The sequence below is a fragment of the Streptomyces sp. NPDC059994 genome (genome assembly GCF_042737755.1).
Classification (GTDB): domain Bacteria; phylum Actinomycetota; class Actinomycetes; order Streptomycetales; family Streptomycetaceae; genus Streptomyces.
Genome location: NZ_JBHWUR010000103.1, coordinates 1 through 20,293, shown reverse-complemented (window position 1 = coordinate 20,293; position 20,293 = coordinate 1). Strand labels below are relative to the sequence as shown.

General features: G+C 73.0%; 20 protein-coding genes. 12 read left to right on the top strand and 8 right to left on the bottom strand.

Annotated elements, in window-relative coordinates:
• The first annotated feature begins 8 nt into the window (after nt 1-8).
• A complete protein-coding gene (locus tag ACFWA7_RS32805) occupies nt 9-680 on the top strand; it encodes a futalosine hydrolase (protein WP_385549768.1) in 672 nt (223 codons plus the stop codon).
• The gene (locus tag ACFWA7_RS32800; RefSeq protein ID WP_385549771.1) at nt 673-1,530 is read left to right on the top strand and encodes a 1,4-dihydroxy-6-naphthoate synthase; all 858 of its coding nucleotides are present in this window, start codon (nt 673-675) and stop codon (nt 1,528-1,530) included. Before ACFWA7_RS32805 ends, ACFWA7_RS32800 begins: the two co-directional genes overlap by 8 nt.
• Nucleotides 1,531-1,535: 5 nt before the next feature.
• Here the strand turns inward: ACFWA7_RS32800 and ACFWA7_RS32795 are convergent, their stop codons facing one another.
• On the bottom strand, nt 1,536-1,919 hold the full coding sequence (locus ACFWA7_RS32795) for a cold-shock protein (RefSeq protein ID WP_067162767.1): 384 nt from the start codon (nt 1,917-1,919) through the stop codon (nt 1,536-1,538).
• Between the two features lie 171 nt (nt 1,920-2,090).
• Here ACFWA7_RS32795 and ACFWA7_RS32790 point away from each other — a divergent pair, with 171 nt between their 5' ends.
• The gene (locus tag ACFWA7_RS32790; RefSeq protein ID WP_385826723.1) at nt 2,091-2,351 is read left to right on the top strand and encodes a hypothetical protein; all 261 of its coding nucleotides are present in this window, start codon (nt 2,091-2,093) and stop codon (nt 2,349-2,351) included.
• Here the strand turns inward: ACFWA7_RS32790 and ACFWA7_RS32785 are convergent.
• A complete protein-coding gene (locus ACFWA7_RS32785; RefSeq protein ID WP_385826721.1) occupies nt 2,348-3,007 on the bottom strand; it encodes an HAD family hydrolase in 660 nt (219 codons plus the stop codon). The two genes, ACFWA7_RS32790 and ACFWA7_RS32785, sit on opposite strands and share 4 nt — an antisense overlap.
• 732 nt (nt 3,008-3,739) lie before the next feature.
• Nucleotides 3,740-4,774: a hypothetical protein gene (locus tag ACFWA7_RS32780; protein WP_385826719.1), complete on the bottom strand. Its 1,035-nt coding sequence runs from the start codon at nt 4,772-4,774 to the stop codon at nt 3,740-3,742.
• 81 nt (nt 4,775-4,855) lie between these two features.
• On the opposite strand from ACFWA7_RS32780, the gene ACFWA7_RS32775 reads away from it, so the two are divergent.
• On the top strand, nt 4,856-7,417 hold the full coding sequence (locus ACFWA7_RS32775) for a helicase-associated domain-containing protein (protein ID WP_385826717.1): 2,562 nt from the start codon (nt 4,856-4,858) through the stop codon (nt 7,415-7,417).
• Between the two features lie 85 nt (nt 7,418-7,502).
• A complete protein-coding gene (locus ACFWA7_RS32770; RefSeq protein ID WP_385548479.1) occupies nt 7,503-9,152 on the top strand; it encodes a DNA repair helicase XPB in 1,650 nt (549 codons plus the stop codon).
• A 186-nt stretch (nt 9,153-9,338) separates the two neighbouring features.
• Here the strand turns inward: ACFWA7_RS32770 and ACFWA7_RS32765 are convergent, their stop codons facing one another.
• Nucleotides 9,339-10,526, bottom strand: coding sequence for a glycosyltransferase 87 family protein (locus ACFWA7_RS32765; protein WP_385548482.1), 1,188 nt, complete (start codon nt 10,524-10,526; stop codon nt 9,339-9,341).
• Between the two features lie 125 nt (nt 10,527-10,651).
• Entirely contained in the window at nt 10,652-10,843 is a 192-nt protein-coding gene (locus ACFWA7_RS32760) for a hypothetical protein (protein ID WP_385548485.1), read from the bottom strand.
• Nucleotides 10,844-11,199: 356 nt separating this feature from the next.
• Here ACFWA7_RS32760 and ACFWA7_RS32755 point away from each other — a divergent pair, with 356 nt between their 5' ends.
• Nucleotides 11,200-13,248 (top strand): HelD family protein, encoded by a 2,049-nt coding sequence (locus tag ACFWA7_RS32755; RefSeq protein ID WP_385826715.1) that lies wholly within the window; start codon nt 11,200-11,202, stop codon nt 13,246-13,248.
• Between the two features lie 97 nt (nt 13,249-13,345).
• Here ACFWA7_RS32755 and ACFWA7_RS32750 read toward each other — a convergent pair whose 3' ends face one another.
• Complete coding sequence (locus ACFWA7_RS32750; protein WP_385548491.1) at nt 13,346-13,678, bottom strand: ArsR/SmtB family transcription factor; 333 nt, start codon at nt 13,676-13,678, stop codon at nt 13,346-13,348.
• A gap of 90 nt (nt 13,679-13,768) precedes the next feature.
• On the opposite strand from ACFWA7_RS32750, the gene ACFWA7_RS32745 reads away from it, so the two are divergent.
• On the top strand, nt 13,769-14,956 hold the full coding sequence (locus tag ACFWA7_RS32745) for an MFS transporter (protein ID WP_385826713.1): 1,188 nt from the start codon (nt 13,769-13,771) through the stop codon (nt 14,954-14,956).
• Between the two features lie 142 nt (nt 14,957-15,098).
• A complete protein-coding gene (locus ACFWA7_RS32740; protein WP_385548497.1) occupies nt 15,099-15,779 on the top strand; it encodes a hypothetical protein in 681 nt (226 codons plus the stop codon).
• Here the strand turns inward: ACFWA7_RS32740 and ACFWA7_RS32735 are convergent.
• Together ACFWA7_RS32735 and ACFWA7_RS32730 are read right to left on the bottom strand one after the other, a co-directional pair.
• The gene (locus ACFWA7_RS32735) at nt 15,767-16,006 is read right to left on the bottom strand and encodes a DUF397 domain-containing protein (RefSeq protein ID WP_385826711.1); all 240 of its coding nucleotides are present in this window, start codon (nt 16,004-16,006) and stop codon (nt 15,767-15,769) included. The genes ACFWA7_RS32740 and ACFWA7_RS32735 overlap by 13 nt on opposite strands.
• Nucleotides 16,003-16,839, bottom strand: a complete 837-nt coding sequence (locus ACFWA7_RS32730) for a Scr1 family TA system antitoxin-like transcriptional regulator (RefSeq protein WP_385826709.1) — start codon at nt 16,837-16,839, stop codon at nt 16,003-16,005. Before ACFWA7_RS32730 ends, ACFWA7_RS32735 begins: the two co-directional genes overlap by 4 nt.
• Nucleotides 16,840-17,045: 206 nt before the next feature.
• Here ACFWA7_RS32730 and ACFWA7_RS32725 point away from each other — a divergent pair, with 206 nt between their 5' ends.
• The 4 genes from ACFWA7_RS32725 (at nt 17,046) to ACFWA7_RS32710 (ending at nt 20,214) form a co-directional block, all read left to right on the top strand.
• Nucleotides 17,046-17,432, top strand: a complete 387-nt coding sequence (locus ACFWA7_RS32725; RefSeq protein ID WP_385826707.1) for an ATP-binding protein — start codon at nt 17,046-17,048, stop codon at nt 17,430-17,432.
• Nucleotides 17,433-17,543: 111 nt separating this feature from the next.
• Complete coding sequence (locus ACFWA7_RS32720; protein WP_385826705.1) at nt 17,544-18,074, top strand: DUF6879 family protein; 531 nt, start codon at nt 17,544-17,546, stop codon at nt 18,072-18,074.
• Nucleotides 18,075-18,211: 137 nt separating this feature from the next.
• Nucleotides 18,212-19,438 carry an alpha/beta hydrolase family protein gene (locus tag ACFWA7_RS32715; RefSeq protein WP_385548509.1) on the top strand — a complete coding sequence of 409 codons (1,227 nt, stop codon included), beginning with the start codon at nt 18,212-18,214 and terminating at the stop codon, nt 19,436-19,438.
• An 86-nt stretch (nt 19,439-19,524) separates the two neighbouring features.
• Nucleotides 19,525-20,214, top strand: coding sequence for a copper homeostasis protein CutC (locus ACFWA7_RS32710; protein WP_385826703.1), 690 nt, complete (start codon nt 19,525-19,527; stop codon nt 20,212-20,214).
• The last annotated feature ends 79 nt before the right edge of the window (nt 20,215-20,293 follow it).

Here is a 20,293-nt window from a genome sequence, read left to right as displayed (position 1 = left end):
CGGCTGACATGCGCGTCCTCGTCGTGACCGCCGTCCCCGTCGAACGGGACGCGGTCACGAGGGCGTGCCCGGCCGGCTACGACGTCCTCGTCGGCGGGGTCGGCCCCGCCGCGGCGGCGGCCGCCACCGCGGCCGCGCTCGCCCTCCCCCGAGCTCCCAAGGAGCAGGGGGGACCCCCGTCCCCGTACGACCTCGTCGTCTCCGCCGGGATCGGGGGCGGGTTCCAGCCCGTCGCGCCCGTCGGCGGGCTCGTGGTCGCCTCCCGGATCGTCGCCGCCGACCTCGGCGCCGACACGCCCGACGGCTATCTGGATGTCGAGGCGCTCGGGTTCGGGCGCTCCGCGCACCTGCCGCCGCAGCGGCTCGGCCGGGCGATCGCCGATGCCACCGGGGCCGCGTACGGTCCTGTCCTCACCGTCTCCACCGTCACCGGCACCGCCGCCCGCGCCGCCGAGCTCACCGCCCGCCACCCCGGCGCCGCCGCCGAGGCGATGGAGGGGTTCGGGGTCGCGGAGGCGGCGGCGCAGCAGGGGGTGCCCGTCGTGGAGATCCGGGCGGTCTCCAACGCCGTGGGGCCGCGCGACCGTTCCGCCTGGCGGATCGGGGACGCGCTCGGCGCACTCAGCGACGCTTTCGGGAAGCTCCCGCCCGTACTGGAGAGTTGGAACGGTCATGACTGAGCCGCTGCGCATCGCCTTCTCGCCCTGCCCCAACGACACGTTCGTCTTCGACGCCTGGGCGCACGGCCGCGTCCCCGGCGCGCCGGACATCGATGTCACCTTCGCGGACATCGACATCACCAACGGCATCGCCGAACGGGGTCCGGGCGAGAACGACTTCGACGTGCTGAAGGTGTCCTACGCCGTACTGCCGTGGGTCCTTGAGGACTACGCCCTGCTGCCCTGCGGCGGCGCGCTGGGGCGCGGCTGCGGCCCGCTGGTCCTCACCCGCGAGCCGGGCGTGGACCTCACGGGCAAGACGGTCGCCGTGCCGAGCGAGCGCTCGACGGCGTATCTGCTCTTCCGGCTGTGGGCCGCCGATGTGGTGCCCGGCGGGGTCGGCAAGGTCGTCGTGATGCCGTTCCACGAGATCATGCCCGCCGTGCGCGACGGCAAGGTCGACGCCGGACTGGTCATCCACGAGGCCCGGTTCACCTATCAGGAGTACGGGCTGCACTCGCTCGCCGACATGGGCGAGCACTGGGAGTCCACGACCGGGCTGCCCATCCCGCTGGGCGCGATCATCGCCCGCCGGTCGCTGGGCGGCGCGAAGCTGCGCGAGCTGGCCGACGTCATCCGTACGTCCGTCCGCATGGCCTGGGACGATCCGGAGGCCTCCCGGCCGTACGTACGGGAGCACGCCCAGGAGATGGACCCGTCGGTGGCCGACCAGCACATCGGGCTCTACGTCAACGAGTTCACGCACGATCTGGGCGAGGACGGCTATGCGGCGGTGCGCGGGCTGCTGACGCGGGCCGCGGCCGAGGGTCTGGTGCCTCCGCTCGACCGCGACGCGCTCAGCTCCGTCTGACCTGCTCAGACGTCGAGCTGGTCGGCCACCGCCCGCAGCAGTCCGGCGATCTTCTTGCCCGCCGCCTTGTCGGGGTAGCGGCCGCGCTCCAGCATCGGCGTGATGTTCTCAAGCAGCGTGGTCAGGTCCTGGACGATGGAGGCCAGTTCGTCGGGCTTGCGGCGCTGGGCCGCCGCGACCGAGGGCGCCGGATCGAGGACCGTCACCGAGAGAGCCTGGTCACCGCGCTGGCCCGCCACGACGCCGAACTCGACGCGCTGGCCGGGCTTGAGTGTCTCCACTCCGGAGGGGAGCACTGACGAGTGCACGAAGACGTCGCCGCCGTCGTCGCGGGAGAGAAAGCCGAAGCCCTTCTCGCTGTTGAACCATTTGACCTTGCCGGTAGGCACGTCTGTCCTCGTCCTCGTACTCGTCGTCGGGTGCGCGGGTCGCCGCGGAAACGGCTCTGGATAGCACTGCAGCGGGTCGCCTTCGGACCCGCCGACACAAGGCTAATGGTCCAGAGGCTGCTGACAAGACGTCCCGGCAGGTCCTTACGGGCAGGGAACTACCCTGACCGAGTGAGTAACGAAACCCAAGCGAATTCGGCCAGGAACGAGTCGAACACCGGGGACCGGCTGGTTCGCGCCGGTGTCATCGTCTTCTTCGTCGGCGCGCTCGCCACGCTGGTCACGGTGGCGCCGCTGTTCCTGCACACGACGCCGTTCCCGCCCATCGCGTACGCGGTGTGCATGCTGATGGGCGTCGGCTTCCTGATGGCCGGGGCGGGCGTGGTGACGTCGGTGTCGGCACAGCGCCGCGCGGAGCGCCCGACGGGCTAGACGCCTTTCTCCACGTACGTCTCCACGTACGTCTCCACGTACGTCTCCACGTACGTCTTCCACCACGGGCGGAACCGCGTGAGGTCGGCGAGGAGTACGTCCGCGCCCGCCTCACGCAGCTCGTCCGCGCCGATCGGGCCGGTCGGCACGGCCACCGAGAGCGCGCCGGCGGTGTGCGCGCCGCGTACGTCGCCGGTGTGGTCGCCGACGTACACCGAGGCGCCGTGCGCGCGCAGCGCCTCCGCCTTGGCCTCGGCCCACAGCCCGCCGATCAGCTCGTCGGGCTCCAGGCCGAGGTGGGTGAGGTGCAGGGCCGCCTGCGGCCGGTTCTTGGCGGTCACGACGATGGCGCGCCCGCCGAGCTCCTGTACGGCGCGGATCGCGTCGGCGGCGCCGGGGAGGGCGGGGGAGGGCTCGATGGCGTACGTGGCGTACAGCTCGCGGTAGCGCCCGACCATCTCCGGTATGCGCTCCTCGGGGAACCAGTGGCTCAGCTCCCACTCCAGCGGCGGGCCCAGCCGGCTGACGGCGGCGTCGGCGTCGATGTGGGTGCGGGTGTCCGCGGACAGGCGGAGGTAGCAGGCGTGGATGCCGGGGCGGGAGTCGATGAGGGTCATGTCGAGGTCGAACCCGACGGTGGGGGTCTGCGAAGCCATGCCCCCCATTGTGGGGTCGGCCCCCACCCCGCCCCTTCCCGCTGTGACAGCTACGGCTCCGCCGCGTGGCCTCCGGGGGTGGGTGGGGGCTGAGGCTCGTTCCCCGGGGCCTCGCCCCGGGCCCCGTGTTCGTCTGCGGGTTCGGTGGTGGCTGGTGGCGCAGTTCCCCGCGCCCCTTTTGGGCCCGGTGTTCGTCTGCGGGCCAGCTGTGGCTGGTCGCGCAGTTCCCCGCGCCGCTTCTTGGCCCGGTGTTCGTCTGCGGGTTCGGTGGTGGCTGGTGGCGCAGTTCCCCGCGCCCCTTTTGGGCCCGGTGTTCGTCTGCGGGCCAGCTGTGGTTGCTCGCGCAGTTCCCCGCGCCCCCTTTTGGCCCGGTGCTTGTCTGCGGGTTGTCGGTGGCTGGTCGCGCAGTTCCCCGCGCCCCTGAAGGCACCTCCAGCCCCTCCGGCGTTTGAGGAGCGGGGTCCGGGGCGGAGCCCCGAAGCGGGGGCGGGGGCGCAGCCCCAGCGGGGGTACCGGGGGCGCAGGCCCCGTGAGCGGGGTACCGGGGGCGCAGGCCCCGCGAGGGGGCGCAGGGGCGCCGCCCCGAAAGCGAGGTGCAGGGGCACAGCCCCGTGAGCGAGGTGCAGGGGCGCAGCCCCGCTGCGGGCCTGGGGGCGCAGCCCCAGGGGAACCCACCCGCCTCGCCTCCCCCCACCCCCGGAGGGTTAAGGGAACGGGCGGGGTGGGGAAAAATCAGCGGTGCCGCTGCGAGCGCCACGTCAGGAACGCCGCCGACGACAGCGCAGCCGCCCGCACCACCCACGGCCACACCCCCGCCACCGCATCCCCCATCGCCCCCTCGGCGATCGGCGTGCCCCAGCGCTCGTCCTGGCGGCCCCACAGCCACACCAGGCCGCCGACCACCGCCAGGGACGGGAGACCGAGTACCGCCCACTTCGTCTCCGCGGGGGTCAGGCGGCGCGACACGTACGCCAGGAGCCAGCCCCCGCCCAGGGCGAGCCAGTTGCCCAGGACCGCGCCCGTCACCAGGAGCCCGGCCGCCAACAGCAGAAGAGGGTTCGTCAGGGAGCGGCGGGGGGACTTCGCGGTCCCGCCCGGGAGCAGGGCCCGCCAGTTCAGGCCCTGGGGGGCCGCGGCGGGCTCCTCCTCCAGGGCCTCCTCGGGCTCCGAGACCTCCGCCTCCGCCTCCGACGCCGACGCCGACGCCGACTCCGGCGGCCGCAGTATCTCCGGGATCTCCACCCCGCCCACGAACCCCGCCACCGGCTCCCCGTGCATCCCGCCCATCCCGCCCATCCCGCCCAGCGGGCCCGGTTCGATCCGCCACCAGTCCGGTTCGCCGTCCGACGGGCCGAGTTCGTCCATGCCCGCGAGGTGGGGCGGGGACGCGGCCGTCGGCGGCGAAGGCGGGGGCGAAGGCGGGGGCGGCGACGACGCGCGCGGGCGGGGGAACGGGGCGCGGCGGCCCCGGCCGCCGTCCCGTTGCCCCGGCACGCCCCGCCCCGCCGCCTCCACGTCCGGCGGCGCCTCGTACGCACCGCCCGTCGTGACGGACTCCACCACCTCGTCCGGCGTACCGAGCCGCCCCAGGATGCGGCGCACCGCGGCCGGGGAGTCGCCGGCGAACTTCCCCCGCCTGCGGTCGATCTCGTCGCGCAGCGTGGACACCAGCCGCATCCGTGCCGCCGAGGGCAGCTGCCGCTGCTGGGCCAGGTCGCCGACCCGGCTCAGATAGTCGTAGACCAGCTGGTCGCTCTCGATCCCCACACCGTTCCCCTCCGTGCCCCGCCGGGGCCCGCCGCCGCCTCCCTGCCCTGACGGTAGCGCGCAGCGGCTACCGTGGGGCGGATGGGGACCGGCGAGCGCGACCAGGAGGCGCACGTGTCCGAAGCACCGACCGGAGCGGGCGGAGAAGCAGGCGGAGAGGGCGACAGCGCCGACAGCGGCGCTCGCGCGCCCTCCCCCCGCACCCTCGCCGAAGCCCTCCGCTCCCGTCCCGACGCCTCCCTCGCCGCGCTGCTGCGCGCCCGGCCCGATCTGCTCACTCCCGTACCGAACGATCTGACCCAGCTGGCCACCCGGGCCGGGACGCGGGCTTCTGTCGTACGGGCGCTGGAGCGGCTTGACCGGTTCGCGCTGCAGACCGCGCAGGCCCTGGCCGTGGCGCCGGACCCGGCGCCGTATCCCGTGCTGCTGGCGCTGCTGGCGGGGGACGAAGGGGACTCCGCCGTCGAGAGCGCGCTGCCGGGGGCCCTCGCGGGGCTGCGGGAGCAGGCGCTCGTGTGGGGGTCCGACGAGCAGTTGCGGCTGGTGCGCACCGCCCGCGAGCTGCTCGCGCCGTCCCCCGCGCACCCCTCCCCCACCGGCCTCGGCCCGACCGTCGCCGAGGCCACGGCCGGGATGTCGCCGGGGCGGGTGCAGGAGATCCTGCGGACGGCGGGGCTGTCCGCCACCCACGATCCGGTCTCCGCCTTCGCCGCGCTGACCTCGCTCTTCACCGACCGGGTACGGATGTCGGCGCTCCTGGACACCGCCCCGCCGGAGGCGCTCGCGGTGCTCGACCGGCTGGTGTGGGGGCCGCCGTACGGGGAGGTGTCGGCGGATCCGGCGCCGCCGGTGCGCTGGCTGCGCGATCACGGGCTGCTGCTGCCTACGTCGGCGCGCACGGTCGTCCTGCCGCGCGAGGTCGCCCTGCATCTACGCGCCGGGCGCGCACACCGGGCGCCCGAGCCGGTGGCGCCCGCCGTCGCGCCGGCCCGGGAGTACCGGCCGCAGGTGGTGGACTCCGCGGCGGCCGGCCAGGCCCTGACCGCGCTGACCATGGTGGAGGACCTGCTGGCCGAGTGGAACGAGGGCGGGCCCGCCGTGCTGCGCGCGGGCGGTCTGAGCGTGCGCGATCTTAAGCGGACGGCGGCGGCCCTCGACACCACCGAGCAGGTGGCCGCCTTCTGGCTCGAACTCGCCTATGCGGCCGGACTGTTGGCGTCGGACGGGGAAGCTGACGAGCGGTACGCGCCGACGCCCGCGTACGACGGCTGGCTGGACCTGCCGCCCGCCGAGCGCTGGTCGCGGCTCGCCGTCGCCTGGCTCACGGCGACCCGGACGCCGGGCCTGGTCGGCGGTCAGGACGCCCGGGCCCGCACCCTGGCGGCCCTCGGCCCCGATCTGGACCGCTCCCCGGCCCCGGAGGTGCGCCACCGCGTACTCGCCCTGCTCGCCCGGCTGCCCGAAGGCACCGCGCCCGACCCGGAGACGCTGCTCGCCCGGCTGCGCTGGGAGCACCCGACCCGCACCGGCCCCGACGACCTGCGGCCCCGCCTTGCCCAATGGACGCTGACGGAAGCCGAGTTGCTGGGCGTGACCGGCCGGGGCGCGCTGGCCGCGCACGGGCGGGCGCTGCTCGCCCCGGGCGGCGAGACCACGGCGGCCCCCCGGCCGGGCGGCGCCACCACGACCCCGCTCCTCGGCCTCGCGGCGGCCGCCGCGCTCGCGCCGCACCTGCCCGAGCCCGTCGACCACGTGCTGCTCCAGGCCGACCTCACCGCCGTCGCACCCGGCCCGCTGCGGCGCCCGCTCGCCGCGACGCTGAACGTGCTGGCGGACATCGAGTCGAAGGGCGGCGCGACGGTGTACCGGTTCACGCCCGCCTCGGTGCGCCGCGCCCTGGACGCCGGGCAGGCGGCCTCCGACCTGCACGCGTTCCTGGCCGCGCACAGCGCCACGCCCGTGCCGCAGCCGCTGAGCTACCTCATCGACGACGTGGCCCGCCGCCACGGGCACCTCAGGGTCGGCGCCGCCTCGGCGTATGTGCGCTGCGACGACGACGCGCTCCTGGACGAGATCGTCGCGGACAAGCGGTCGGCCGGGCTGCGGCTGCGCCGGCTCGCCCCGACCGTGCTGGCCGCGCAGGCCGACCCCGCCACCCTCCTCGAAGGCCTGCGCGCGATGGGCTACGCCCCGGCCGCCGAGTCCGCCGAGGGCGATGTGGTGATCCACCGCGCCGACACCCGCCGCACCCCGCCCCGTACCGCTCCCGCACCCGTGCCGGAGGGCCCGCCGCTGCCCGACGAGACGCTGCTCGGCGCGGCGGTCCGGGCGATCCGCGCGGGCGACGAGGCCTCCACGGTCGTCCGCAAGGAGCAGCCGCACGCCGCCCCCGCCGAGCCGGGCGGGCTGCCGCGCACCACCGCGGCCGAGACCCTGGCCACCGTCCAGGCCGCCGTGCTGACCGGCTCGGCGCTGTGGATCGGCTACGTCAACGCGGACGGCGCGGCCAGCCAGCGGGTGATCGCGCCGGTGCGGGTGGAGGGCGGCTTCGTGACGGCGTACGACCACACGGCCGACGAGGTCCGCACCTACCCCCTGCACCGGATCACGGGCGTCGCGGAGCTGGCGGACGACCCGGCCTGAGTTCGGACCGCCCCCCATTCCGCCCGGCTGAGGCACACTGGAGGTTTCGCCGCCTCCACGTACGTACGGAATGAGGGTGCACCGCGTGAACGGGCCACTGATCGTCCAGTCGGACAAGACCCTGCTCCTGGAAGTCGACCACGAGCAGGCCGGCGCCTGCCGCCGGGCCATCGCGCCGTTCGCGGAGCTGGAGCGGGCGCCGGAGCACATCCACACCTACCGGCTGACCCCGCTCGGGCTGTGGAACGCGCGCGCGGCCGGGCACGACGCCGAGCAGGTCGTGGACGCGCTCGTCGAGTTCTCCCGCTACCCCGTCCCGCACGCCCTGCTCGTCGACGTCGCGGAGACGATGGCGCGCTACGGACGGCTGACGCTGAGCAAGCACCCCGTCCACGGGCTGGTGCTGACCACCACCGACCGGCCGGTACTCGAAGAGATCCTGCGGTCGAAGAAGGTCGCTCCGCTGGTGGGGGCCCGGATCGACGCGGACTCCGTCGCCGTGCACCCCTCCGAGCGCGGCCAGATCAAGCAGACCCTGCTGAAGCTCGGCTGGCCCGCCGAGGACCTCGCGGGGTACGTGGACGGCGAGGCGCACCCCATCGAGCTCGCGGAGGACGGCTGGGCGCTGCGGCCGTACCAGCAGCAGGCCGTCGAGGGGTTCTGGCACGGCGGCTCCGGTGTGGTCGTGCTGCCCTGCGGCGCGGGGAAGACGCTGGTCGGGGCGGGCGCGATGGCGCAGGCCAAGGCGACCACGCTCATCCTCGTGACCAACACCGTCTCGGCCCGGCAGTGGAAGCACGAGCTGGTCAAGCGCACCTCGCTGACCGAGGAGGAGATCGGCGAGTACAGCGGGACGAGGAAGGAGATCCGTCCCGTCACCATCGCCACGTATCAGGTGCTCACGACGCGGCGTAAGGGCGTCTATCCGCATCTGGAGCTCTTCGACTCCCGTGACTGGGGTCTGATCGTCTACGACGAGGTGCATCTGCTGCCCGCGCCCGTCTTCAAGTTCACCGCCGATCTCCAGGCGCGGCGCCGCCTCGGGCTCACCGCCACTCTCGTACGGGAGGACGGGCGCGAGTCGGACGTCTTCTCGCTCATCGGGCCGAAGCGGTTCGACGCGCCGTGGAAGGAGATCGAGGCGCAGGGCTACATCGCGCCCGCCGACTGCGTGGAGGTGCGGGTCAATCTGACCGACTCCGAGCGGCTCGCGTACGCGACGGCCGAGGCCGAGGAGAAGTACCGGTTCTGCGCGACCACCGCCACCAAGCGGAAGGTCACCGAGGCGCTGGTGCGGAAGTTCGCGGGCCAGCAGATCCTCGTCATCGGGCAGTACATCGACCAGCTCGACGAGCTGGGCGAACATCTGAACGCGCCGGTGATCAAGGGCGAGACGCCCAACGCCCAGCGCGAGAGGCTCTTCGAGTCCTTCCGCCAGGGCGAGATCTCGGTGCTCGTCGTCTCCAAGGTCGCGAACTTCTCGATCGACCTGCCGGAGGCGACGGTCGCCATCCAGGTCTCCGGCACCTTCGGATCGCGGCAGGAGGAGGCGCAGAGGCTCGGGCGCGTGCTGCGCCCGAAGGCCGACGGCCACCAGGCGCACTTCTACTCGGTGGTCGCCCGCGACACCCTCGACCAGGACTTCGCGGCGCACCGCCAGCGCTTCCTGGCCGAGCAGGGTTACGCGTACCGGATCGTGGACGCGGATGATCTGCTTACGGGGGACTTGGGCTGAGGTTCGTTTGTGTCTGCGGGTGAGTGGTGGGTTGCTCGCGCCCGCGCGGCGGAGCCGCAAAATGTCACAGCCCCGCGCCCCTCAGGCATTCGGCCGCAGCCGGAGAACCCAGCTCGACCACAGGCCTTCAGGGGCGCGGGGAACTGCGCGAGCAACCCAGCACGGTCCGCAGACGAACGGTGGTTTTCAGGGGCGGGGGGCTGTGACATTCGCGGCTCCGCCGCGATGGGGGTCCCCCCTGTTCGAGCGAAGCCGAGAACTTGGGGGAGCGACCAGCCCACCACCGGGCCGCAGACGAAAGGCGACCTGGGCCAACACCACGATCCCCAGCAGCGCGTACGGCGACGCCAACGGCTGCTGCCACCACGGGAGATGGAGGTCCAGCTCCCCCTCGTGCGGCACCAGCCACAGCGTGCGGGCGGTGAAGACGGCCGCGACGGCGACGGCCGTACGGACGCTGCCCTCGGCCGCAAGCACCGCGAGCAGGGGCACGCACCACACCCAGTGGTGCGACCAGCTGATGGGAGAGACGAGCAGCGCGGTGAGGGCGGTGACCAGGACGCCCCAGCGCTCGTCCGAGCGGCGGGCCGTCCACAGGCCCGCCGCCGCCACGGCGGCCGCCACCGCCGCCCACACCGCGCCCGGCGCGGATGTGTGAAGGACCCGGGCCACCAGGCCCTGCAACGACTGGTTGTCGACGATCCACGCCTTGCCGACCCGGTCGGTCTCGAAGAGCCGGCGGGTCCAGAAGTCCGCGCTGGCGCGGGGCAGGACGAGCGCGCCGAGCAGTACGGTCCCGGCGAACGCGGCGGCGCCGGTCCCGGCCTCGCGCCGCCGCCCCTTGAGCAGCGCGTACAGCAGGAAGAGCGCGGGAGTGAGCTTGATGCCCGCCGCGACGCCGAGGGCGAAGCCCTTTCCGAGGGAACCGGGGGGCCTGGTGAGGTCCCACAGGATCAGGCAGGTCAGGGCGAGGTTGATCTGGCCGAACAGCAGCGTCTGGAGCACCGGTTCAAGCCAGAGCCCGGCGGCGGTGGCGGCGAGCAGGGCGGCGGGGCGGGGCGCGATCCGGGCGAAACGGCAGGACAGCCGCACCAGGAGGGCGAGCAGCAGCGCGTTGCCGACGGCGAAGGCGGCCTTGAGCACCGGCACGGGGAGCCAGGTGGTCGGCACGAAGAGGACCGCGGCGAACGGGGGGTAGGTGGCGGGCAGGTGCCAGCGGGTGACGGTGAAGCCGTACAGATCGGTGCCGTGCGCGACGGCCGCGCCCTCCGCCCGGTAGACCAGGGCGTCCGCCATGGGGATGCGGAGTGCGGCGCAGAGCACTGTCAGCGCGGCGAGGGAGAGGGCGAGCAGGACGGCGCCTGTCGCGGGCATAGCTGCGAGTGAACGGTCGGTCACGGTCGGGTACTTCACGGCCGCGACCCTAGAGGATCACACGATCGGGCGGGGGCAGGCTCGGCGGGCCCGGCGGCTCACATGCCTACAGGGGGTTCCCGGGCTCAGTGGCGGCGGCGCACGCCGGCCTCTTCCGAGTACTCCCCGAGGACGACGACGCTCAGGGCGGCGCCCGCGAAGGCCTTGCAGGCGCGCAGGGCGTTGCCGACGCGGTGCGGGGAGTGCTGGGCGCCGGTGGCGGTGGCGCCCCGGGGGGCGGGGACGGTGGGCGCGGGGGTGAAGGTCACGGTGCTCATGTATCCATGGTGCTCCCGTGCCCCTCCCCTTTCATCGCTCTGCGGTCTGAACCCGCACCGCCCCCGTGTCCACCTCTGGTCCAACGCCATCCCCTACGGGTAGGACCCCGGTCCCTCAGGGTCGCCGGGGGTTTCCAGGGGGGCGCCGGAAAAATCGTTCGCCCGCCCGGGAACCCCTGACTACAATCGCCCCTTCCCCAAGCTCCTGATGAGCAGGGACCCGATCCCGCCTCCCTCCGAGGAGCGCCGCCGCCCGGACGGAAACCGGCCGGCCGCCGAAGCCGCAAGGCGATCTGCCGCCCTGATCCGCCCCCACGCTCTTGAGGAGCAGGGGGACCCCCTCCCGGAGGAAACCCGTGTCCACGCACGATCCCGAAGATCCCCTCAGCCGCGAGCGCGCCCACCTCTCCGAGTCGCGTGCGGCCCTGCGCGCGATGCGCGAGGACGTGGAGAACCTCGACATCAAGGACGTCACCGCGAACTGGGTGAACGCGGCCGTCCTGCAGCGCCAGATCGACGACCGCATCAAGGCCCTGGCGGACCTCTCGCACACCCCGCTCTTCTTCGGCCGCCTCGACTATCTGCACGCGCCGGGCGCCGAGTTGGCCGAGGGCGCGGAGGGCGAGCGGTTCTACATCGGGCGCCGCCATGTGCACGACGCCGAGGGCGACCCGATGGTGATCGACTGGCGTGCGCCCGTCTCGCAGCCGTTCTACCGCGCCTCCAAGAAGGACCCGCAGGACATCGGTCTGCGCCGCCGCTTCGGCTACACGGGCGGCGACCTCACCGCGTACGAGGACGAGCACCTCACCGACCCCGCCGAGGCCGCCACCACCAGCAAGCTGCTCCAGGCGGAGATCGAGCGGCCGCGTGTCGGCCCGATGCGTGACATCGTGGCGACGATCCAGCCGGAGCAGGACGAGATCGTACGGTCCGGGCTCACCGGATCCGTCTGTGTACAGGGCGGCCCCGGCACCGGCAAGACGGCCGTCGGCCTGCACCGGGTCGCGTACCTCCTCTACGCGCACCGCGACCGCCTGGCCCGCACCGGCACCCTGGTCATCGGGCCGAACGCGTCCTTCCTCCACTACATCGAGCAAGTGCTGCCCGCGCTCGGCGAGTTGGACGTCAAGCAGGCGACCGTCGACGACCTGGTGGCGCACGTCGAGGTGAAGGGCGTTGACGACGCACCCGCCGCGATCGTCAAGGGCGACGCCCGGATGGCCGAGGTGCTGCGCCGAGCGGTCCGCTCGCACGTCAGCATGCCCACCGAGCCGCTGATGGTGGTGCGCGGCTCGCGCCGGTGGCGGATTCCGGCGTACGAACTGGAGGAGATCGTCCGGGAGTTGCAGGAGCGGGACATCCGCTACGGCGCCGCCCACGACGCCCTGCCGCAGCGCATCGCGCACGCCGTGCTCGTACGGATGGAGCAGGCGGGCGAGGCGCCCGACGACCGGGTGCAGGACGCGGTGGCCCGAAACACGGCGGTGAAGGCGGCCGTGAAGGCGGTGTGGCCCCCGGTCGACCCGGCGAAGCTGGTGCTGCGCCTGCTGGCCGACCCGGACTTCCTGGCCGCGCACGCGGACGGCCTGCTCACCGCCGAAGAGCAGAAGACGATCCTCTGGGCCAAGCCCGCGCGGAGCGTGAAGAGCGCCAAGTGGTCGGCGGCGGACGCGGTGCTGATCGACGAGGCGAACGACCTGGTGGCGCGCACCCACTCGCTCGGCCATGTGGTGATCGACGAGGCGCAGGACCTCTCCCCCATGCAGTACCGGGCGGTCGGCCGCCGCTGCTCGACCGGCTCGGCGACGGTCCTGGGCGACCTGGCGCAGGGCACCACGCCCTGGGCGACGGCGAGTTGGGACGAGGCGCTGCGCCATCTGGGCAAGGCGGACGCGGTGGTGGAGGAGCTGACGGCGGGCTTCCGTGTGCCGCGCGAGGTGATCGCGTACGCGTCCCGCCTGCTCCCCGCCATCTCCCCCGGCCTGGCGCCGGTGGAGTCGGTGCGTGAGACGCCGGGCTCGCTGGACGTACGGGCGTCGACGGACCTGGACGCGGACGTGATCGCCGCCTGCCGCGAGTCCCTGGAACACGAGGGCTCGATCGGCCTGATCGCGGCGGACGCGCGGATTCCCGCGCTGGCGGAGGCGCTGATGGCGGCGGGTCTGGTCTTCCTGGCCCCGGGCGAGGAGACGACGACGGAGTCCCGCCTGACCCTCGTCCCCGCGTCGCTCGCCAAGGGCCTGGAGTACGACTACGTGGTCCTGGACGAGCCCGCGGCCGTGGTCGACGGCGAGCCGGACGAACGCACGGGCCTGCGGCGTCTGTACGTGGCGCTGACGCGAGCGGTGTCGGGTTTGACGGTGTGCCATGCGGCGGCGTTGCCGGAGCAGTTGGCCCCTTGAATGCCGCTGCGCGGCAATCCCCTGGGCGCCCCGAAGGGGCGCTTCCAGGGGCGCGGGGAACTGCGCGACCAGCCACATACGGTCCGCAGACGAACATCTAGCCCGGCAGCGCCGAGACCAGCGCGTCCAGGAGCCCGGGAAAACGCGCCTCCAGATCGTCCCGGCGCAGCCGTACATACCGGCTGCGCCCGACGACCCGGGTGGACGTGACCCCGGCCTCGCGCATGATGCGCATATGGTGCGACACGGTCGACTTGTGCAGGTGGCCGAGCCCGAGCGCGCCGGGCGCACAGCTGTACTGCTCGCCGTCCGCGTACACCTTGAGCAGCGTCAGCCGTACGGGGTCACCGAGCGCGTGCAGCACCTTGACCAGCTCGATGTCGGCGGCATCGGGCTGCGGCAGCCACTCCTCGACGTGTTCGTCACCCATTTCCCCACCCTCCCTCCCACAAGAATCGTTTGACAAACATCAAACCATTCCGCGATCGTTTGACGCACATCAAACGATACGGGGGAACTGATGCGCCTACGCCTGCTCCTGCTCGCTCTCGGCACCTTCGCCGTCGGTACGGACGGGATGGTGATCGCCGGAATCCTGCCGCTCGTCTCGGACGACCTGGCCGTGTCCGTCTCGGCGGCGGGCCAGATGATCACGGTCTTCGCGCTCGCGTACGCGGTGCTCGCACCGGTCCTGGCCACGGCGACGGCGAGGTGGCCGAGGCCGCGGACGCTGCTGACGGCCCTGGTGATCTTCACGGTGGCCAACGCGCTCTCGGCCGTGGCCCCGAACTTCGGCCTCCTGCTCGCCACCCGCGTCCTGGCGGCGGTCGGCGCGGCCCTCTACACGCCCACGGCCAACGCCGTCGCCACCGCGCTCGTACCGCCGGAGCGGCGCGGCCGGGCCATCGCCACGGTGATGGGCGGCCTCACGGTCGCCACGGCGCTCGGGGTGCCGCTGGGCACCTGGATCGGCCGGACGGACTGGCGCCTCACGATGTGGCTGGTCACGGCGCTGGGAGCGGCCGCGTTCGCCGGGGTCGGCCTGATGCTCCGGGGCCTCCCGGCCCCCCAGCCGTCCCCGGGCCTGCGGGCCCGCCTGGCCCCCCTGGGCAACCGGCGGGTGCTCGGCGCGGCGACGACAACTTTCCTGGTCTTCCTGGCGTTCCAGACGGTCTTCATCTACTACACGGTGGCGGCGGCCCCCGCGACGCGCGGCGACCAGTCGAAGCTGACCCTGCTACTCCTGGTCTCAGGCGCGTTCTCGGTGGCGGGCAGCTCGCTCGGCGGCCGGGTGGTGGACCGCTGGGGCCCGAGGGTGGTGATCCTGACGGCGGGCACGGTCTCGGCGGCGGTGTCGCTGGCCCTGCCGTGGCTGATGCAGTCGATGACGACGGCCCTGCTCGCCTCGGCCCTGAATCCTCTGGCGGGCTGGGCGGTCGCGGTCGCCCTGCCGGCCCGCCTGGTCGCGCTCGACCCGCCCTCCGCGCCGCTCCTCCTCTCCCTGAACAGCAGCGCGCTGTACCTGGGCGTGGCGGCGGCGGGCGTCACGGGCAGCGCGGCGATCGCGGTGCTCGGCGAGCGCTGGTTCCCGTTCACCTCAACGCTGCTGATGCTGCTCGCGGTTGCCCTGGCGGCGGTGACGACGCGGCGGGCGGCGGCGCCGTCGACGCCCGCCGCGCGTAGCACTTTCGTATTGACCAAGTCATGAATCGGCCACGGGCCGGGGCATATCGGTCAGCGCGGTGGCGGGGCGTCGCGGTTTGCATTAGGAACTCTGTTCGTAGGGATCAGAGATCGCAAAGGCGATCCACAGCATCACGCGCACCATTACGCACGGGGGAGTACGAACAGTGAGCAGTTCTGTCATGCGCCGAGGTGGCCGGGTCAAGCTGGCGTCGGTCGGTCTGGTGGTCGTCGGTTCGCTGGCGCTGAGCGCGTGCAACGGCGACGACGGCGCGGAGAAGCCGGTCGGCGGGGCGACGCCGAAGCCGTCCACGCCCGCGTCCGCGCCTTCGTCCTCGGCGCCGTCCACCCAGCCGTCGGCCCCGGCCGGTGACGGTGGCGCCGCCGGTGGTCAGGCCAAGGGCGGCCAGACGTTCAAGTTCGGGCAGGCGGCCCAGTTCCCGTACAAGTACGGAACCACGACGAAGGGCGAGATCGCCCTCACCGTCGACGCGATCGAGAAGGGCGACCCCGCCGACCTCGCACCGCTCAAGCTCGGCGACAAGGTCAGCGGCAAGGTCCCGTACTACATCCGCTACACGGTCAAGAACGTCGGCAAGACGAACCTGGAGTACGCCTCCGTCAGCCACGTCAAGGGCCACCTCGGCGACGGCACCGACGCGCAGGACCTGATGATCATCGGCAGCTTCGCCAAGTGCTCCAGCGACTCCCTGCCCAAGGGCTTCACCAACGGCAAGACCCAGAAGAGCTGCGCGATCGCCCTGGCCCCGTCGGCCACGACGAAGGTGGCGTCGGCGGAGTACTGGGGTGACCCGTTCACCATGGGTGAGGGCCTCTACTGGAAGTAGTTGAGGAACCCCGCCCAGGCGGTGGACCCGAGGGCGAGCTGAGGCCCGCTCGGGTTCTTTGAGTCGCGTACGTGGATGGTGGCCGGGCAACTGGCCACCTCTACGCAGTCGTCACCTGAGCCGCTGCTGTACGTCGACTTCCGCCACTGGAGGGCGACTTCTACGCAGCTGTCGCCGGAGCCGCTGCTGTAACTGCTCTTGAACCAGGCCAGTTCGGTGCTGCTCATAGCGCTCCTCGCAGTCGCTCCAACAGGCCCGCTGAGTCCTCTGGAGTGAGGGCCTGCGAGCGCAGTTTCGCATACCGCATGTGGAGCGTGCTGACCACTTTGGGATCAGAGATGAACTGGCCGCTCTCCTGCCCCTCGCAGTAACCGAACCACCTGTTGGCGGGAGTCTCCAGCAGTTGCACGGGCCCTGCCAACCCGGCATGAACACCCCCTTCCAGCGGCAGGATTTGCAACTCGACGTTCCTCGGCGCAGTGCATTCCAGCACGTGGTCGATGAGCCCCCGGGTCGCCGCCACACCGCCCGTGCGCCGCAGGAACACGTGCTCCTCGACGATGAAGCTGAACGAGGTGTTGGGCCGCGCCCGCAGCAGTTGCTGCCGCTCCAAACGGGCCGCCATCTGCGCTTCGATCTGATCGTCGGCGAGCGGCGGCACCTGCGCCCCGAACAACGTCCGCGCGTACGCCTCCGTCTGCAACAGACCCGGCACGAGCCGCGACTCGTACGTGTACAGGCTGATCGCCTCCTGTTCGAGGCGGGCCCAGCGGCGGAACCAGGTGGCGAGGCCGGGCTTGCGGTTGATGTGCTTCGCGGCCTTGCGGATCGCGCCGGTGTTGCCGAGGGCGGCTTCCGCCCGCTCGACGAACACCTCGTCGGGCATCCGCCGCCCCAACTCGATGGACTCGACGGTGTGTTTGGAGTAGCCGACGAGCGGGGCGAAGTCCTCGCGGCTCAGGCCTGCGAATTCGCGCAGGGCCTGCACCACCGCCCCGAACGTCCGCAGGCTGTCCGATACATCGGGTTCGCCGTCGTGTCCCTCGTGGTCCCAGGCCATCCCGGCCACCTCCCGGTGAGTGGATCTCCCCGCGTACAACTCACCCAGGGTTACGGGGTGTTGGCCGTACTGTCTACAGCGGGTGCGCGTACGCTCGCGGAGCGTACGCGCTCGATGCCTGGTGGCCAGGGCGCACGGCCCGTCACGGTGGCCCCATGCACCCCGAAACGCAAGCTTCGCTCGCTCAACTGCCCACTACCGTACGTATGTTCAGGCGTCGCATCGCCGCCACTCGGCGGGGCGCGCGGCTCGCCCGACTGCTGTCGGTCCAACAGCTCGCGGAGTGGGGCGTACCCCGTGGGTCCGACGCGTCGGACACCGCCGCGCTGATCGTGGCGGAGCTGGCCGCCAACGCCGTGGTGCACGCGGGGGCGCCGGGGAGAGCCTTCGAGCTGGGCCTGACCCTGCGGGCGCGCGTCCTGCGCGTCGAGGTGACCGACACCCGCGCCGACAAGCGCCCGGTGGCCGCACCTCCGCCACCCGACGCCGAGTCGGGGCGCGGCCTGCTCCTCGTGGAGGCGCTGGCGGACCGGTGGGGGACGGTGGAGGGGGGTGCGGCGCGGAAGACGGTGTGGGTGGAGGTGGGGATTTGACCGCCGACCGGTGGGCGCTGATCGCGCGGATCCCCGCGCCCCTTGAGCGGCCCTGGGAAACCCCTTCCCCAACACCCGTCCACCCGGTTCAGTTCTTCCTGGAGGTCAACGATGAAGGATGTGCGGACACTTCAGCAGCGCTTGCAAGGCTGTCGGCGCTCGGCCGTGCATCTGGAGATGCGCGACGGATACATGCGGTCCGACTCCCGCTTCATCGCGTGGCAGAACGGCGAGCGCAACGCGCCCGAGGACAACGACCCCGCTCTCCGGCCATGGCTCCGTCTGGTCGCCGAGCTGGTGGGGCGGGGTGTGGAGGTCCGTCGGGCCCGGATCGTCTCCGAGCCGGTGAGCGACTACGTCGAGTTCGAGCACCATGTGACCGCCGCCAACGTCACAGCGGGCGAGTCGGTCCGCTGGCTGCCCCGGCCGCAGGCATCGGGCATCGCCCTCCCCGGCAACGACTTCTGGTTGCTGGACGGCGGTGTCGTCGTGTTTCACCATTTCGACGGGTACGGCGAACTCGCCCCGGACGACGAGTCGTTCACTGACGACCCGGCAACGGTGAAGCTGTGTGAATCCGCGTTCGAGGCCGTGTGGGAGCGAGCGATCCCGCACGAGGAGTACCGCCCGTATCCGGAATAGCGGAGGTCTACGCTCCCCGGCCCGCAGACGAACCCGCGACCGGCCCACGGGGTGGAGGTACTTTCGGGGTATCCCCAAGGCCGACACGGGGGCCTGCCCGATTGGGGGCGGCTCCGGGGACTGGGACAGTCGAAGGCATGATCGCGCCCTCCCGTCGAGCCGTCCTGTCCGCCGCCGCCCTCTCCGCCGCCGCCACCCTCGTCGGTGGACCCGCCGTCGCCGCCCCCCGCCTCCGGCTGACCCTCCCCGCTCCCTCCGGCCCCCACCCCGTCGGCACCGTGACCGTGCGGCTCGTGGACCGGGGGCGGCGGGATCCGTGGGTGGGGGCGCGGGCGTACCGGGAGCTGATGGTGAGTGTGCGGTATCCGGCCCGGGACGTGCGCGGGCATCGGCGTGCGCCGCAGATGACGCCGGGCGCGGCGGCCGCGTACGACCGGTTCAACGGGCTCGGCGAGGACCTGCCCCCGGGCAAGGTCGACTGGGCGGCGACCCGCAGCCACGCGTACACCGGCGCCCCCGCCACCGGCCGGTGCCTCCCCGTCGTGCTGTACTCGCCCGGCGCGGGCGACCCCCGCACCCTCGGCACCACCCTCTGCGACGAACTCGCCTCGCGCGGCTGCGCGGTGGTGATGATCGACCACACGTACGACGCCGGGGCGGTGGAGTTCCCGGGCGGCCGGGTGGAGCGGACGGTCCTGCTGGACGAGTTCGCGCGGGCTCGGAAGGCGGGGCCGGAGCAGGTGGTCGCGTTTTTGAAGAAGGTCGCGGACGTACGGGTCGCGGACACCCGTTTCGTACTGGACCGGCTCGCCCACCTGCCCGGCGGACTCGGGGCCCGGCTTGACCTCGACGCCATCGGCATGTTCGGGCAGTCCGCGGGCGGCTTCGCCGCCGCGCAGACGATGCACGACGACCGCCGCCTCAAGGCCGCGCTCAACATGGACGGGGTGATGGGCTACACGCAGCGCGACGACGACCCGGCCAACCCGTCCACCGTCGCCACCGACGGCGTCGACCGCCCGCTCCTCCTCATGGGCATGGACGGCGACAACCACCACACCGTGGCCTCGTGGGGCGCGGCCTGGGAGCACAGCACGGGCTGGCACCGCGACCTGACCCTCACCGGCGCGGCCCACGCCTCCTTCACGGACCTCCAGTCCCAAGTGCCGCAGATCGTGAGCGGGTTGGGGCTGTCCGACTCCGTCATCACCAGGAACGTGGGGACCGTCGACCCCGTACGGTCGGTCGCCGCGCAGAAGGCGTACGTGTCGGCGTTCTTCGACCGGTGGCTGCGGGGCGGGGACCCGGCCGGGCTGCTGGACGGGGCGTCGGCGCGGTGGCCGGAGGTGCGGTTCGTGAGGTGAGGGCATGCGGCTGGACGGGTCGGCGCGTAGGCTTGTTATTGGACTAGACCTGTCGACCTGTATGGCAGCCGAGGAATTGGGGTCAGATGAGCAACCGTGCACTGCTTGAGGTGATCGCCCTCGATGCGGCGGACGCGATCGCGGCGCAGGCCGGCGGGGCGGACCGGCTTGAGCTGGTCACCGACATGGCGGCCGACGGCCTGACCCCGTCCCGGGAGACCTTCGCGGCGATCCGCGCCGCCGTGGACATCCCGCTGCGCGTGATGCTCCGCTCGGCGGACGGCTTCGCGGCGGGCGACGTGGACGCGCTCGTACGGGACGCGCGGGCGCTGCGGGCGGAGGGCGCGGACGAGTTCGTGCTCGGGTTCCTCGACGAGACCGGCGCGCCGGACATGGCGGCGGTACGGGCACTGCTCGCGGAGCTGGACGGCTGCCGCTGGACGTTCCACCGGGCCATCGACCGCGCCGCCGACCGCGACTCCCTGCGCAAGGAGCTCGCGGGGCTGCCGGGCCTCGACACGTATCTGACGGCGGGAGCGGCGGGCGGCGTCGACGACGGCCTCCCGACGCTCGTCGCGGAGGCGGCCCGCAAGGCCGAGCCCGGCTACGAGCCCCGCATCCTGGTCGGCGGCGGCCTCCGCCTCGACCACCTGCCGACGCTGCTGCGCGCGGGCATCGACGCGGTCCACATCGGCGGCGCGTCCCGGCCCGAGGGGTGGGGGGCGCCGGTGGCGGCGGATGCGGTCGCGGAGTGGCGGAGGGCGCTGGACGCGTAGCCCTCCGCGCGCGTACGTGAGGGAGCTCCGTCCGGCCGTGACGGTGCGGGGGCGGGCACATTCAGCCCCCGCTCGGGGG